Source organism: Streptomyces sp. NBC_01622 (assembly GCF_045209635.1).
In the GTDB taxonomy this organism is placed as follows: domain Bacteria; phylum Actinomycetota; class Actinomycetes; order Streptomycetales; family Streptomycetaceae; genus Streptomyces.
In genome coordinates, this window is sequence record NZ_CP109293.1 from 279851 (window position 1) to 295036 (window position 15186).

At 70.3% G+C, this 15186-nt stretch carries 12 protein-coding genes, 2 pseudogenes and 1 riboswitch; of the genes and pseudogenes, 9 read left to right on the top strand and 5 right to left on the bottom strand.

From position 1 onward, the window contains the following. Positions 1-72: 72 nt before the first annotated feature. Positions 73-360, top strand: a pseudogene (locus tag OH768_RS01275) (RrF2 family transcriptional regulator); the annotation flags it as partial. A gap of 126 nt (positions 361-486) precedes the next feature. Here the strand turns inward: OH768_RS01275 and OH768_RS01280 are convergent. The 3 genes and pseudogenes from OH768_RS01280 to OH768_RS01290 all read right to left on the bottom strand — a co-directional run bounded on the left by OH768_RS01280 (position 487) and on the right by OH768_RS01290 (position 3288). Next, positions 487-1308 carry a TauD/TfdA dioxygenase family protein gene (locus OH768_RS01280; protein ID WP_406449090.1) on the bottom strand — a complete coding sequence of 274 codons (822 nt, stop codon included), beginning with the start codon at positions 1306-1308 and terminating at the stop codon, positions 487-489. 45 nt (positions 1309-1353) lie between these two features. Next, a pseudogene (locus OH768_RS01285) lies at positions 1354-2381 on the bottom strand (isopenicillin N synthase family dioxygenase). 349 nt (positions 2382-2730) lie between these two features. Beyond that, on the bottom strand, positions 2731-3288 hold the full coding sequence (locus OH768_RS01290) for an AAA family ATPase (RefSeq protein WP_406449092.1): 558 nt from the start codon (positions 3286-3288) through the stop codon (positions 2731-2733). 390 nt (positions 3289-3678) lie between these two features. After that, positions 3679-3791: riboswitch (SAM riboswitch) on the top strand. A gap of 21 nt (positions 3792-3812) precedes the next feature. Here OH768_RS01290 and OH768_RS01295 point away from each other — a divergent pair. The 5 genes from OH768_RS01295 to OH768_RS01315 all read left to right on the top strand — a co-directional run bounded on the left by OH768_RS01295 (position 3813) and on the right by OH768_RS01315 (position 9412). Continuing rightward, positions 3813-3941 (top strand): putative leader peptide, encoded by a 129-nt coding sequence (locus OH768_RS01295; RefSeq protein WP_406465095.1) that lies wholly within the window; start codon positions 3813-3815, stop codon positions 3939-3941. Between the two features lie 247 nt (positions 3942-4188). Further along, a complete protein-coding gene (locus tag OH768_RS01300; RefSeq protein ID WP_406449094.1) occupies positions 4189-5808 on the top strand; it encodes an ABC transporter substrate-binding protein in 1620 nt (539 codons plus the stop codon). A gap of 3 nt (positions 5809-5811) precedes the next feature. Next, entirely contained in the window at positions 5812-6771 is a 960-nt protein-coding gene (locus tag OH768_RS01305) for an ABC transporter permease (RefSeq protein ID WP_406449096.1), read from the top strand. Continuing rightward, positions 6768-7694 (top strand): ABC transporter permease, encoded by a 927-nt coding sequence (locus OH768_RS01310; protein WP_406449098.1) that lies wholly within the window; start codon positions 6768-6770, stop codon positions 7692-7694. The genes OH768_RS01305 and OH768_RS01310 overlap by 4 nt, the downstream gene beginning before the upstream one ends. Then, positions 7676-9412 carry a dipeptide ABC transporter ATP-binding protein gene (locus OH768_RS01315; protein ID WP_406449100.1) on the top strand — a complete coding sequence of 579 codons (1737 nt, stop codon included), beginning with the start codon at positions 7676-7678 and terminating at the stop codon, positions 9410-9412. The genes OH768_RS01310 and OH768_RS01315 overlap by 19 nt, the downstream gene beginning before the upstream one ends. A 106-nt stretch (positions 9413-9518) precedes the next feature. On the opposite strand, the gene OH768_RS01320 is transcribed toward OH768_RS01315, so the two are convergent. Both OH768_RS01320 and OH768_RS01325 read right to left on the bottom strand, forming a co-directional pair. Further along, positions 9519-10247: a GntR family transcriptional regulator gene (locus tag OH768_RS01320; RefSeq protein WP_406449102.1), complete on the bottom strand. Its 729-nt coding sequence runs from the start codon at positions 10245-10247 to the stop codon at positions 9519-9521. Positions 10248-10297: 50 nt separating this feature from the next. Further along, positions 10298-11326: a LuxR family transcriptional regulator gene (locus tag OH768_RS01325; protein WP_406449104.1), complete on the bottom strand. Its 1029-nt coding sequence runs from the start codon at positions 11324-11326 to the stop codon at positions 10298-10300. A gap of 202 nt (positions 11327-11528) precedes the next feature. Here OH768_RS01325 and OH768_RS01330 point away from each other — a divergent pair, with 202 nt between their 5' ends. The 3 genes from OH768_RS01330 to OH768_RS01340 are packed head-to-tail and all read left to right on the top strand — an operon-like array spanning position 11529 to position 15092. Beyond that, positions 11529-12566, top strand: coding sequence for an FkbO/Hyg5 family chorismatase (locus OH768_RS01330; RefSeq protein ID WP_406449106.1), 1038 nt, complete (start codon positions 11529-11531; stop codon positions 12564-12566). After that, entirely contained in the window at positions 12563-14110 is a 1548-nt protein-coding gene (locus OH768_RS01335; RefSeq protein ID WP_406449108.1) for a class I adenylate-forming enzyme family protein, read from the top strand. The genes OH768_RS01330 and OH768_RS01335 overlap by 4 nt, the downstream gene beginning before the upstream one ends. Then, a complete protein-coding gene (locus OH768_RS01340) occupies positions 14097-15092 on the top strand; it encodes a DMT family transporter (protein WP_406449110.1) in 996 nt (331 codons plus the stop codon). The genes OH768_RS01335 and OH768_RS01340 overlap by 14 nt, the downstream gene beginning before the upstream one ends. Positions 15093-15186: the final 94 nt, after the last annotated feature.

Here is a 15186-nt window from a genome sequence, read left to right on the forward strand (position 1 = left end):
TGGGCGGGCGATCCCGTGCGGGGAGCCTGCGGAAGTCGCCGTGCCGGGGTCCACGCCGGGCGTTGTGTGCGCATGCATATCTCCGCGAAGGCGGACTACGCCACGCGGGCCCTGCTGGAGCTCGCCTGCGAACCTGCCCGTCCGCTCACGTGCGAGGCGATCGCCTCCTCGCAGCAGATCCCGTTCCGGTCCCTGAAGTCCGTGGTGGGTGAGTTGCGCAGAGCCGGTCTGGTGCGCAGCCAGCGCGGCTGCGAGGGCGGGTACTGGCTCGGCCGGCCCGCCGACGAGATCACGCTCCTGGACGTCTCCCGCGCCGTGGACGGCGAGTTGATCACCCTGCGCGGCGAGCCGCTGGCCGGCCCCGAGCGAGTGCCGCATGCTCGGGACCGCGATGTTCAGAACTGCCTGGTCCAGCAGGGTGGTTGCCCCTGCGGCCAGGCACACCAGCAGTACGCGACGGGCGGCGCGGTCCTCTCCCGGGAGCATTCAGGCGTGCCGCTCCGTGACGCCCGCGTCCGGCTCCACACCGAGGACCTTGCGGTAGACGCGCTCTCCGTCGCCGTAGTCGTCGACGGCGTAGTGCCAGGTCGCCCGGTTGTCCCAGAGGACGAAGTCGCCGGGCTTCCAGCCGAAGCGGATCGTGTAGTCCGGCGAGGAGGCGTGGCGCAGCAGATGGTCGAGCAGCACCTTGCTCTCCGCCGGGGTGACGCCCGTGAGCTGCTTCGCCGAGCTGCTGATGAAGAGACCCTTGCGCCCGGTGGTGGGGTGGGTGAGGACGACCGGATGCTCGACGGGTTCGCCGGGAGCGTCCTTCTTGCTGCCCTGCGCGTAGTTCTCGGCGTTGCCGTTGTAGAGGGCTCCGACCGACTCCAGCAGCACCTTGAACGGCTCGGACAGGTCGTCGTACGCGGCCTGGAGGTCCGCCCACAGAGTGTGGCCGCCCAACTCCGGCACCACCTCGTAGGTCAGGGACTCGATGGCGAACACGGGCTCGCGCCACAGCCCGCCGATGTGCCAGGTGCTGGCCTTGCCGGTCTGCTTGACGTTGTACGGGTAGACCAGCGGGTTGGCCGGGTGCTTCACGGCGGTCGGGTGGTCGAAGGGCCGCGCGAACAGGCTGACGGCCGCGACCTGCTGATCGGGCGTCAGATGCTGGCCGCGGAACACGAGGACCTTGTGTTCCCGGAAGGCCCGGCGCAGTTCCTCGGCGGTGCTCTCGTCGACGGGCGCGGTCAGATCGACGCCGGCGACTTCGGCGCCGAAGCGGGGCCCCGCCCTGAGGATGTCGAGACGGGCGACGGTGGTCATGACGTTCTCCTTCTTCTACGACGGGTGCGGGTGCGTGGGACTCGTTCAACGTCCCCGGCAGCTGTGGGCCAGGACGTCGGACCACCAGCGTTCGGCGAACCTCGGGTGCGAGCGGAGCCAGCCGATCACGGCGTTCTCCCCGAAGGCGGCGAGGAGCGGGTTGTCGGGATCCTCGGTGACTCCGCGGCTCAACGCCGCCAGTTCCGGCGGCAGTTGGAGCGGCTGCACCACGGCGTCGAAGCGCGGGCCGAGGAAGAACGGGATGGAGTTCCGGTGAACGCCCGACCGCGGGCTGACGACCCGGTGCTGAGTGGCTTTCAGATAGCCCTGGGTGGCGATCTCCAGCATCTCGCCGATGTTGAACACGAAGGCGCCGGGCACCGGTACGGCGTCGATCCATTCGCCGTCCTCACTCCGCACCTGGAGTCCGCCGACCTCGTCCTGCTGCAACAGGGCGAGATATCCGTAGTCCTTGTGCGCGCCAACCCCTTGATCGGCGGTCTCGGCGGCACGCGGCGGATAGTGCACGATCTTCACGTGTACTGCCGCCTCGTCGTCGAACCACTGGTCGAAGTAGCGCTCGTCCTGCCCGAGCGCGGCAGCGAGGGCGCGCAGGACCTCGCGGCTCACCCTTAGCGCCTCCGCCTGCCAGCGCAGCACGATGTCCCGCAACTCCGGGAGCGCGGACGGCCATTGGTTGGGGCCGACGAGCCGGAGGTAGTCGGGATCGCCCGGTCCGGTGGGGATCGCCTCCCGTTCCGCGCGATGTCGATCTGTTCGCGCCAGTCGGCGCTGCCCGCCGTGTACTCGGTGCCGGTGCGTGTGTAGCCGCGGAACTGGGGCGAGTTGACGTTCTCGATCTCCAGCCGCTGTTCGTCCGGCAGTGCGAAGAAGGAGCGGGCCGCGTGCAGGATCTCGTCCCGCACGGATACGGGAACGCCGTGTCCGGTGACGTAGAAGAACCCCACTTCGTGGGCGGCGGACCGGAGTTCGCCCAGGAAGGCGGCACGGTCGGTACCGGGATCCCGGAAGCGGGAGATGTCGATGACGGGGAGGGCGGTGGGCTGTGCCATGGGTTCCTTCGCGGCGGCAGCAGACCCGGACACGGCGGTGCGCGCGTCAACTGTCGTACAGGGACGTTCGATTGACGACAGACCCGGGGGATGCGCCGAGAGCGGGCGGAGGGAGGAAGGGGCGAGGTCGAGGTCGTCGCGCGAAGGTCAACGACAGAACTGGTCGGCGCGGCGGCTCACCCAGAAAGGGTCGAGCAGCACCGTGTGTGCCTGGCCAGTGGTGTCCATGGCCGGATCAAAGCACACCCGGGAAGGTGCGTCCACCACGCGTCCCGAGCGGTGAGACGACCACGGACATCGCCCGCCGCGGTGGCCGGACCCTCCCGGAGCCGCCGATCGGGCCCCGCGGTCACGTGCCTCGGACGGTGAGTCGGGCGATGGTGTCCGCGATCAACGCCACTCGGTCGGCCACGTCACCGGCCGGCACCTCCACGAGGTCGTAGCCGAACCGCCGATAGCTCTCTTCGTGGATCCGCTCGAACACCAGCGACTCCTGGAAGCTGATCCGGCGGGCGTCGGTGGGTTCGCAGAATCCGATGTTGCGGACGAAGAAGACCTGCGGTTCGTAGATCCGGTCGCGGGTGATCCGTTCGATCTCGCCGAGGAGCGGCGTCGGAGCGGGGCGGCCCAAGTACCTGGTGAGGGCGTGCGTGCAGACCGGGGATCGATCGTAGATCTGGTGGGTCACGTTTCGCGTCGCGGACTTCATTTGTCGTCGGCGCTGCAAGTCGACCACCTTCTCGACGAAGGCCGGCCGGGTCCAGGGCTCGGCGTCCCCCTCGGCCTGCTCGCCCGCGATGACCGCGGTGGCCGCCTCCTCGACGACGTCGAACCCGTCCGCCCTCAGCCGACGGAGGATCGTGGTCTTTCCGGCGCCGGGCGCACCGGTGAGGATGTATCGCTGCATGGCGGGTCCTTGGTTCGTCGTGACGTGGGGGCCGACCGCGAACGGCTCGGCTGGAACTGGCAGACGGCAGGCGGCAGTTCGGTGTGAGGTGTGACAGGAACCCCGGTTCGAGCCGGGGTGGTGAAGGCCGCCGTGCGGGGCGATGAACGCCTCGCGGCCGAGTGAGGGAGGGCGGAGATCACGCCGGGAGAACAGCCACGGAATCCGGTCGGCCGGGCGCAGTGCGATCCGCAGCCGGACGGTTCCGGGCCGGTGCGGCAGCCTAGCCGACACACCGGGCACCTGCTCTGTGAGGGAAGGTGCCGGTGAGGCTGCGGTGACGACCTCGCCGACTCCGCACCTCTGCCCCGGCATTGACGCACGGCGACACGGCTCCATACGATCAACAGCGGCATTGAGTGTCAGCGTCAAATCCCGGTCGGCTGACCGGCAACCCCCCGACGCAGTGGGGCGCTCAGGGCGAACGCCCGGCGGGGACGCTGATGGCTCTGCGAACGCGCGACCCCGTGACCGGGGTCCCGGATATGGAGGACGGCGTGCTCAACAGCTACGGCCCGAGTGCCTCCTGTCACGACGCCGTCGTTTTCTCCCGGCTCTCGCGCCGGCGCCACATCGACCTGCAGCGCTTCACCAGCTGTCTGTGTCACAGCTGACCGAGTCCGGCCTTCAGGGCTGACATCTGTCCGGCCTTCGAAGCTGACAGCTGTGGTCGCCCGTCTCGCACGGGCCTCTTCCCCCCTTCTCCCACGGGTCGACATGTGCGCGGGTGTGCCCCGCGCAGGTCGACGCGTTTTCCACGCTTCATGAGTCCCGCCCCCGCCGGGGTCGGCACCGTCCGCGTCCAGCCACGGTCCGCGCAGGTCCGTGTGCACGCGGTGACACGAGTAGGAGCACCTCTCCGTGACAGCACATCCGGTCTCCCGAACCACTCGACGAGCGGCTACGGCCGCCCTTCTGACCACCAGTTTCCTACTGACCGCCTGCGGATCGGGTGGCGGAGGCTCCGACGCCGGCGGCGGACAGGCCAGGTCCGGTGGCACCCTGACCTTCGCGGTGGGCTCCGACGCCGGCTGCGTGGACCCGCAGCAGGTGGCCAGCAACGACACCATCTACTCGGTGCGCCAGATCGTGGACTCCCTCACGGACCAGGACCCCGAGACCGGCAGGATCGTGCCGTGGCTGGCGAAGAGCTGGGACATCAGCTCCGACGCGACGACGTTCACCTTCCATCTCAGATCGGGTGTCACCTTCAGCGACGGGTCCAAGCTGACCGCTCAGGTGGTCAAGGACAACTTCGACGCGGTGCCGAAGCTCGGCGCGCTGGGGACCCTCGCCGAGGGCTATCTGAGTGGCGTGAAGAGCACGACCGTGGTCGATCCGCTCACCGTCAAGGTGACCTTCCAGCAGCCCAACGCCCAGTTCCTGCAAGCCACTTCGACGCACTCGCTGGGCATCGAGTCGTCGGCGAGTGCGAAGAAGTCGCCGCAGGAGAAGTGCAGCCAGGGGGTGGTCGGCTCTGGGCCCTTCGTGCTGAAGCAGTACGTACAGAACCAGTCGATCACGCTCGTCAAGCGCACCGGCTATGCCTGGGGTTCCCCACGGTGGACCAAGAGCGGCGAGGCCTATCTCGACAAGGTGGTCTTCAAGGTCGTACCCGAGGCGGGAGTTCGGGCCGGCAGCCTCCAGTCGGGTCAGGTGGACGCGATCAGCAGCGTCGGCAAGGCCAACGAGGCGGCTCTCAAGGGCGGTCAGGTCACCCTTCAGCGGCGGGCCAATCCGGGCGTGGTGTTCGGCCTGGCCTTCAACAACTCGCGGCCGGTTCTGAAGGACGCGCGGGTGCGCCAGGCCATCGGGTTCGCCATCGACCGCAAGCAGATCACCGACACGGTGTTCCCGACCGGGACCCGGCCCGCGACCAGCGTCCTGGCACACACCACACCCGACTACGCCGACCTGTCCTCGGACCTGACAACCGATGCGACCAAGGCGAAGTCCCTGCTGGACGCGGCCGGTTGGAAGGTCGGCAGCGACGGCATCCGGACGAAGGACGGCAAGAAGCTGAGCCTCGCGGTCGACTGGATTCCCAACTCGGCCACGAACCAGCCCGCGTTGGAGCTGATCCAGCAGCAACTCAAGGCTGTCGGCGTCGGCCTGACGCTCAAGCAGCTCCAGGTCACCCAGCTCGCCCCGACACTTCAGTCCGGCGACTACGACGCGGCATGGAGCAACGTGACCCGCGCGGACCCGGACATCCTGCGCAGTTCCTTCTCCACCAAGCTGGCCAACTTCTACCGCCTTCCCGCGACCCCGCTGGACACCGCGCTGACCGGGCAGGCGGCGACCACGGACACCACCAGGCGCGGCCAACTGGTGGAGCAGGCCCAGCAGTTGATCGTGCGGAACGCCTACGACGTGCCGGTGGTGGAACTCCAGACCCAGATCGGCGTGGCGAAGAAGGTGCACAACCTCAACTTCGACGCCTCCAGCCGGATCCAGCTGCACGACACCTGGATCGGCTGACGCATGCGCCGCTACGCGATCAAACGGCTCGCCCAGGCGGTCGGGGTGCTGTGGGCCGCCTACACGGTGTCCTTCCTGGTCCTCGACTTCCTGCCGGGCGATCCGGTCACGGCGATGGCCAGTGCCGGAATGGACTCCGGGACGGTCGACCCGGCCCAACTGGCCGCGCTGCGCCACGAGTACGGCTTCGACAAGCCGATTCTGGTGCAGTACGCCGACTATCTCGGCCGGGCGGTGCGCGGGGACTTCGGCGACTCGGTCTCCACCGGTCGGCCGGTGTCCTCGACGCTGGCCGACGCGCTGCCGCAGACCCTCCAGCTGACCGGTGCCGCACTGCTCCTCGCCGTGCTCCTCGGCGGTGGACTGGCGGTCGTGGCGACCTACACCTCCCGCCGATGGCTGCGTCAACTGCTGCTGTCCCTGCCGCCGTTGGGGGTGTCGGTCCCGACGTTCTGGGTGGGGCTGCTGCTTGTCGAGTCGTTCTCCTTCCGCCTGCACTGGTTCCCCGCCTTCGGCAACGACGGGCTGCGGGGGCTGATCCTGCCGGCGCTGACGCTGGCGATCCCGACCGGCGCGCAGGTGGCGCAGGTGCTGGCCAAGAGCCTGCTCACCGCGCTGGACCAGGCCTATGTGGAGACCGCGCGTGCCAAGGGTGCCGGGCGGTGGCGGGTCCATCTGCGGCACGCCCTGCGCAACGCGTCCCTGCCCGCGCTGACCGTGGTCGGCCTGCTGGTGGGGCAGTTGATCGCCGGTTCGGTGGTCGTCGAGACGGTGTTCTCGCGTGACGGCCTCGGCCGGGTGACGGCCGCCGCGGTCACGGCCCAGGACATCCCACTGGTCCAGGGCGTGGTGGTGTTCGGGGCGCTGATCTTCGTGCTGACGAACCTGCTCGTCGACCTCGTCTATCCGCTGCTCGATCCGCGGATCGTGGTGGCCTCGGGCCGGAAGGCGGTGGCCGCATGAGTCAGGGTCTTGTCGACGACACCGCCGCCGATGCCGCGCTCGGCATCGCGCGGCCGGTCGAACCGGGGGCCGGCCCCGGGCCGGCGAGCCGAGTCGACGCGCGCCGGGTCCTGCGGTTCGTGGTGCGCCGCCCCGGGCTGCTGCTGTCGGTCCTGGTCCTCGTCCTGGTGGTGCTGGCGTCGTTCTGGCCCGGCCTGTTCACCTCGCGCGACCCGCTGACGGGCGTACCGTCGCAGAACTTCCGGGGCCCGAGCGGCGCGCACTGGTTCGGCACGGACGAACTGGGCCGCGATGTGCTCTCGCGAGTTGTCCACGGTGCCCAACTCTCCCTGAAGGCTACCCTCATCGCGGTCGCGGTCGCCTTCGTGGTGGGCAGTCTCATCGGACTGGTCGCCGGCTTCGTGGGCCGCTGGATCGACGACGTACTGATGCGCTTCGTCGACGTACTCCTCTCCATCCCGGCACTGTTCCTCTCCCTGGCCCTGGTCACCGCGCTCGGCTACGGCACGGTCAAGGTGGCGGTCGCGGTCGGCATCGCCAGCGTGGCGAGCTTCGCGCGGGTCACTCGGGCCGAGGTGCTGCGGGTGCGCCAGGCGGTCTTCGTCGAGGCCTCGCGCTCGTGCGGGGCCCGCTGGTACTCGGTGCTGGGCCGACATGTGCTGCCCAACGCGGCGGGTCCGGTGATCGTCCTGGCGACCCTCGACTTCGGCTCCTCGATCCTCGCCGTGTCGGCCCTGAGCTTCCTCGGCTACGGCGCCCCGCCACCGGCACCGGAGTGGGGCACGTTGATCTCCGACGGCCGCAACTACCTCGCCAACGCCTGGTGGTTGACGGCGCTGCCCGGGCTCGCGATCGCGGCGACCGTGCTGGCCACCAACCGCATCGCACGCGCGCTGGACGGCGAATGGTCCCGGCAGTCATGAGCGAGCGCCCGCCGAACACACCTGGAACGGATGAGGACTTGAGCACGACACCGAGCACTGACCCGGACCCCGGCCAGGACGCCACACTGGAGATACGCGGCCTGTCCGTGTCGTACCGCACCCGCGGCGGCACCGTAGCGGCCGTGCGGGACGTCGATCTCGACGTACGCCCGGGCGAAGTGACCGCGGTGGTCGGCGAGTCCGGGTCCGGCAAGAGCACCACCGCGCATTCGATCACCCGGCTCCTGGCCGCCAACGCCACGATCCACGCGGGCACGATCCGCTTCGGCCGACACGACCTCACGGCGCTGAGCGAGGCGGAGCTGCGCACAGTGCGCGGCGCGCAGATCGGCCTGGTGCCCCAGGACCCGTCGGTGTCCCTCAATCCGGTCAAACGCATCGGTGAACAGATCGCCGAGGTGCTGCGCATCCACGGTCTGGCGACCCGCCGCTCCGCGCTGTCGGAGGCGATCGACATCCTGCAACGGGCCGGGCTGCCGGACGCGGCCACCCGTGCCCGGCAGTACCCGCACGAACTCTCCGGCGGCATGCGGCAACGCGCCCTGATCGCGATCGCCATCGCCGCGCGGCCGAGGCTGATCGTCGCCGACGAGCCGACCAGCGCGCTCGACGTCACGGTGCAACGCGTCATCCTCGACCATCTCCAGGGCCTCACCGAGGAATTGGGCACCGCGATCTTGCTGGTGACCCACGATCTCGGCGTGGCCGCCGACCGGGCACAGCATCTCGTCGTCATGTCCCAGGGGCGCGTGGTCGAGGCCGGAGCGACCCGTGAGGTCCTCGCCGATCCCCAACACGAGTACACCAGGCGGCTGTTGGCCAGCGCGCCGAGCCTGACGACCGCGATCCCCCGCACCAAGGCCACCGCACCCCCGGCCACCGGCACGACACCGCTGGTCGAACTCCGCAACGCCGTCAAGGAGTTCAGACTGCCCCGCGCGGACGGCGAGTCCCGCACGCTGCGTGCCGTCGATGACGTCAGCCTCACCCTCCACCGCGGCCGAATCCTGGCCCTGGTGGGTGAATCCGGCTCGGGCAAGTCCACCACCGCCCGCCTGGTGCTCCGCCTCACCGACGCGAGCGCCGGACACATCCTGTTCGACGGCACCGACGTCACCGCCGCCCGGGGCGCACAGGCCAGGCACCTGCGCCGACGCGCCCAGCTCGTCTACCAGAACCCGTATGCCTCGCTGGACCCGAGGTTCTCCATCGGCGAGGTGATCACCGAACCGCTGCGCGCCTTCAAGGTGGGCGACCGCGCCTCCCGGCTGGACCGGGCTCGGGAACTCCTCGACCGGGTCGCCCTGCCCGCCGCCACCCTGAACCGCCGCCCGGCGGAACTCTCGGGCGGGCAGCGGCAGCGCGTCGCGATCGCGCGGGCTCTCGCCCTCTCCCCCGACCTGGTGGTGTGCGACGAGCCGGTGTCCGCGCTCGACGTCTCCGTGCAGGCCCAAGTCCTGGACCTGCTGGCTGAGTTGCAGGCCGACACCGGAGTGGCGTACCTGTTCATCTCGCACGACCTGGCCGTCGTACGGCAGATAGCGCACGAAGTCGCCGTCATGCGGGCGGGCCGCATCGTCGAGACAGGTGCCCCCGACGACCTGTTCACACACCCCCGCCACGAGTACACCCGCCAGCTGCTCGCGGCGATCCCCGGCCGCCGCGATGACCACGACCTGAGGACGCAGACCGCATGACCATCACCTCCCTCGCCTTCCTCACCCCGGGCAACTTCGCCGACGACGACCCTTACACCGGCCTGGAGGAGACCCTCCAACTCTTCGAGTACGGCGAGCGGTTGGGCTACGACGGCGCCTGGATCCGGCAGCGGCACCTCGAACACGGCGTCGGTTCGGCCGCGGTGTTCCGGGAACTGGTCGGCGCCCCGCCACGACGTCGACCTGCCCTGACCTCTATGTCAGGGCAACTCCCGAACGATGTCGTGACCGCGGTGGGCGAGCATGGCAACCCGGGCGCCTCGGCGTCCCGGGATCGGATGGCCTCGGTGATGGCGCGGTGTTCGGCGAAGGCGGCGGTGGAGGTGTCGGTCACTTCGGGAGTGCGCCGGGGCGCGCTCGTCTTCACCTGGGCGCCGAGGGTCCGCAGGAGGGCGACGACGGTGCCGTTGTGGGCGGCTTGCCGGACCGCGTCGTGCCAGTCGTTCGGGCTGCGGCGGATGTGCGCGGGTTCGTTCAGGGACTGGCCGTGGTCGAGGTGGGCGTCCAGCCGCACCATGTCGACCGTGCTGCGGCGCAGCGCCGCCGATTCGGCGGCCGTGGCGTCCAACGCCGCCCGGATCCCGAAGAGTTCGAGCATCTCCTCCTCCGAGCGCAGGCGCAGCGTGAACCCGCGCCGGGTGGACACCAGCAGCCCGTCCCGCTCCAGCAGCACCAGCGCCTCGCGCACCGGGGTGCGGGAGACCGCGAACTCCTCGCTCAGCGCGAGCGGTACGAGCGAGGCGTCCGCCGGGTAGTACCCGGAGGTCAGGCGCTGACTGAGGGTGTCGTACACCGTGTCGCGTGTGCTCTTCATCCGCTTCCTCTCCCTGAGCCCGTCGGGTGGTGACGGGCTCTCGGCCCCGGCTACGCCGCCTTCCGTTCCTCGCCGTGTCCGCGCTGCCCGAGCACATAGCCGGCCTGGAGACGCGTCCTGGCCCCGAGCGCGTCCATGAGGTCGGCGATGCGTCGCTGGCAGGTGCGCAGGGAGATGTCCAGGCGTCGGGCGATCACCTTGTCCTCCAGGCCGTTGAGCAGCATGCGAAGAATCGCGTCGTCGATCAGGGCCGAGGTGGAGCGGGCGCTGTCGTGGTCGTAGCTGCCGTCGAAGGGCCGTGCCTCGTCCCACGCGCCGGTGAGGGTGTGCCGTAGCGCCGCGACGACGGACTGCTCGCGGACGACGCTGAGCCCCGGGCCCTCCACGGCGGGGACCACGGCGACCTCGGCGTCGACGACCAGTAGCCACGCCGGAGGGGAGACGGCCGTGCGCACCTGGCCTCCGTCGGCGATCAGCGTCTCGACCCGCTCGCGTACCCGTACGTCGAACCTGGCCGACTCCGGCAGCAGCACCCTGAGGAGGTCGGAACGTGTCCCCGCGCTGCGCAGCCACGCGCCGCGGTCCAGGTCGGCGGGTTCTTCCCAGGGGTCCTGGGTGGGGAGGGAGAACAGGATCTCCCGTCTCGCCTCGACCGTGATCGTGGTGAGAATTCCCCGGGCGGCTCTCGGGTCCTCGACCCGTTGCACGTGGGGATGCTGTGGCTCGCCCGAGAAATTGGCCCGGTACAGCGGCAGCAGGCTGTGCATCTGCTGGCGCAGCCGCTCCAGTTCGTGCTGCCGCTGGCGCAGCGCCTCGTCCTGCATCGCGAGCAGTTGCAGGGAGGCGGACATCGGGTTGACGGCGACGTAGGCGTAGGTGCAGCCGTGCACCAGATGCAGGAGGCGCAGCCGCAGGAGGTCGTCGATGGCTGCGGCCGCCTCGGTCTCGGAGATGCCGAGATCGCGTACGCACCGTTGGAGGTCGACGTACTCGCTCCGTAGGGCGAGCGTGTACACGTCGCCTGCCGCGGTCCCCGCCTGCGGGACGTCCGGCAGGTCCGTTATGCCGCTGATGCTCACGGTTCGTCTCCCCCTCGTAATCGTGCCTGGCGCAAGTCTGTGGCTGCCCGGCAAGGGCCGCCCCCGGAGATTCTTCAACAGGAACAGAACTCGCGCCGAACCCTCTGGTGCTTTGTTCACCGTCCCGCAACACCCGGGCAGCCCATGCCGGTTGACCGTGTCCGTCATACCCCGGACGGCCGCGGCTGAGACAAGGAGATTCATGAGTAACCGTCAGCCCGAGGCACGCTTAGAGGGCCTCTGGTCCGACCTGGTTCCCGTTGGCGCGCCGGAGGGGCTCGTGGCTTCTCGCGGCACCGTCCTGGGGCGGATCCGCTTGACGGACGCCCCTGCCGAAGCCACCCTGGACGACGCCACTCCGCTCCTGACCACCCATATGACCAACGAGCACGTCCGTCCCGTCGAGGAGATCTGGCGGACCGCCCTCCCGGTGCGGACCGGCGTCGCCGGCGACGCCGTCTTCGCCGAGGACGGCGAGCACGTCTTCTACGCGGTACGCCTCGGCCCCCAACCGGTGTACCGCTCGCAGGTGCGCGAACTGTACGAGAACGCCCTGCGGTTCACCTGGGAGCGCGGCTACACCGACCTGGTCCGCATGTGGAACCTCATCGGCGGCATCACCAGTCCGAACACGGACGGCCTGGAGATCTACCGCGACTTCTGCATAGGCCGGGCGGAGGCGTTCGCCGCCTTCGCCGACCGCTTCCCCCAACTCCCGGCAGCCACCGGCATCGGGACTCTCTCTCCGGGCGTCGACGTCTGCTTCCTGGCCGCAAAGCCGGGGCGGGCCGTACACCTGGAGAACCCGCGTCAGACGCCCGCGTACAAGTACCCCTCCCAGTACGGGCCGAAGTCGCCCAGCTTCGCCCGGGCCACGTTCCTGAAGGACGTCGGCGCGCCGGGGTCCGGGACGGGGAGCCTCTTCGTCTCGGGCACGGCCAGCATTCTGGGCGACGACACGGTGCACGTCGACAACGTTGCCCTGCAGACCGAGGAGACGCTGCGCAACATCGAGGCGCTCGTCGGCGGCGACAACCTCCGGGCCCACGGCCTGGACGGTGCCGGGTACGACGTCAAGGACCTCGACCAGGTCAAGGTCTATGTACGCGACGCCGAGCACCTGCCCGTCGTACGGAACATCTGCGAGTCGACGCTCCCCGCGGACACGGACATCTCTTATTTCAACGTCGCGGTCTGCCGGCCCGACCTGCTGGTCGAGATCGAGGGAGTGTGCAGGTGACGGACATCCTGACCGACCTCCCCGCCGCTCCGGCAGAGACCGTCCCGGCCACCGGCAACCTGTCCGTACGGCTGGAGGACCTCGCGCGCCAGGGCGGCTGGCTCGGTCGGACCGCGTACCTCCAGGGCACGCATCGCTACTCCTACGGCGAGGTGTACGAGCAGGTGCGCCGAACTGCCGCTGCCCTGCGGGAACTTGGGGTCCAGCGCGGGGACCGGGTGCTGCTGGCGCTGCCCGACAGTGTCGCCTTCGTGGTGACGTTCCTGGCCGTCCTGCGCATCGGCGCCGTGGCCGTGCCGGTCAACACCTTCTTCCACGCCGACGAGTTGCGCTCCAGCGAGGAGATCGCCGAGGCCTCCCTGGTCGTCGCCGACGCGTCGCTCCGCGCGGAGTTCCGCGGCCGGGGCGTGACGCCGAGGGAACTGACGGAGGTCTACGACCCCGCCGGCGACGATGCTCCGGAGCCGCTGTCGTCCGATGCCCCCGCCTTCGCCGTGTTCACCTCCGGCACCACGGGCGCACCTCGCCTCTGCTTCCACGACCACGGTGACGCCCTGCACTTCGACCGGGCGATCGGCGGTGTCCTCGCGCTCCGCCAGGGCGAGGTCTGCTACTCCGTGTCGCGCATGTACTTCGCCTACGGGCTGGGCAACTCGGTCCTGCTCCCGCTGCAGCGCGGCGCCGCGGTCGTCCTGTCCCCGCAGCGCGCGGACGAGACGAACGTCCCGCAGCTCCTGGAACGCCACGGCGTGAGCGTCTTCTACGCCCAGCCCAGCTTCTACGCCCGGCTCCTCGCCCGCCCTCAAGTCGCCGGCCTGCTGGGCCGGTTGCGGCTGGCTCTGGTCGCCGGGGAGACGCTGCCCCGGCCGCTGGAGGACAGGCTGCGCCGCGTCCTCGGACCGCGGCTGCTGAACATCTGCGGGACCAGCGAGATCGGGCACGCCGTCCTGGCCAACGGCCCGGACGAGATCCACCCGTACAGCCTGGGCCGGATCCTCGCGCCGTACCGGGTGCGGGTCGTCGACGATGCGGGCGAGGCCGTGCCGGAGGGCGAGGTCGGGCAGTTGCAGATCTCCGGCCCCGGCATCGGCCCCGGTGTGAAGCGGGGCGGCCTGCCGCCGCACCGGATCGGCCCGGACGAGTGGTTCGCCACCGGGGACTCCGCACGTGTGGACGCCAAGGGGCTGGTGTGGCTGCTCGGGCGGGTCGACGACATCGAGATCGTCGCCGGGGCCAACGTCCACCCCATCGAGGTCGAGGACCTGATCACCGGAATCGCCGGGGTGCGCGAGGCCGCCGTCTGCTCGGTGCGCCGGGCCGACGGGACGACAAGCCTGCGCGCCTACGTCGTCGCCGAGCCCGGAGTGAACCGGCTCGCCACGCTGGCGGCCACGATCCGCTCGACCACCGCGGCGAAGCTCACTTGGTACAAGGTCCCCGAGGACGTCGAGTTCATCGACGCGTTGCCCCGCAACAGCACAGGAAAGATTCTCCGCCGCGTCCTGCGCGGAGCGAATAGGGAGTTGCCCGATGGCACAACATGAGACGTCCCCGGCCACCGCGAAGACACCGCCCAGCGCGTTGGCCGCCGCAGTACTCACCATGGTGTTGTGGGCCTCGGCGTTCGTGGCGATCCGCCACATCGGCGAGAGCGTGCGACCCGGCCCCCTCGCGCTCGGCCGTCTCCTCATCGGTTCCGTCGCGCTCCTCGCCGTCTTGGCGTTCCGCCGCGAGGGGCTGCCGCCGCGTGCCGCGTGGCCCGGGATCGCCGGCATGGGCGTGTTCTGGTTCGGGCTGTACATGGTGGCGCTGAACTGGGGCGAGCAGCACACGGACGCGGGGACGGCGGCCCTGCTCATCGGCGCCGGTCCGCTGCTGGTGGCACTGCTCGCCGGGTTCCTGCTGCACGAGGGGTTCCCGCGTCCCCTGCTCATCGGCCTCGCGGTGGCGTTCGTGGGCGCGGCGCTGGCGGGGGCTTCCAGCGGGGGCGGCGATTCGGCCGTGCTCGGTGTGCTGCTCTGCCTGGCAGCGGCGGCGGGTCACGCCGTCGGCGTCATCTTCCAGAAGCCCGCGCTCTCCCACGCGTCACCGTTGCAGGTCACCGCCTACGCGAGCACGATCGGTGCCGTCGCCTGCCTGCCCTTCGCGGGACAACTCGTCGCGGATCTGGGCGACGCCTCGCCCGGGGTCTGGGCAGGCGTGGTGTATCTGGGGCTGCTTCCTACGGCGTTGGCGTTCTGGACCTGGTCGTACGCGCTGGCGCACATGCCGGCGGGGCGGCTGGGAGCGGTGACGTACATCGTGCCCGCCCTCACCGTGCTGCTGGCCTGGCCCACGCTGGGAGAGTTCCCCTCCGGCCTGGCGCTCGCCGGGGGTGCGCTGTGCCTGCTCGGGGTGGGGCTCTCGCGCCGTCAGCCGCGCACCGCACCCGAAACGCCGTCGTCCCCGGCCCCCGAGCCGGCGTTCGCCGGCGACGGGCGCGGGGAGACAGCCGACGTCTCAGGACCGGCGCCGGCGCAGGACTGACCGCCGTCGGGAGCCGCCCGCCCCGAGTCTCCCCTTCCCCCGGCGCTGGCGGACCGCGGAATCCTGGTCAGACCTCAGACCTCAGAACCCTGCT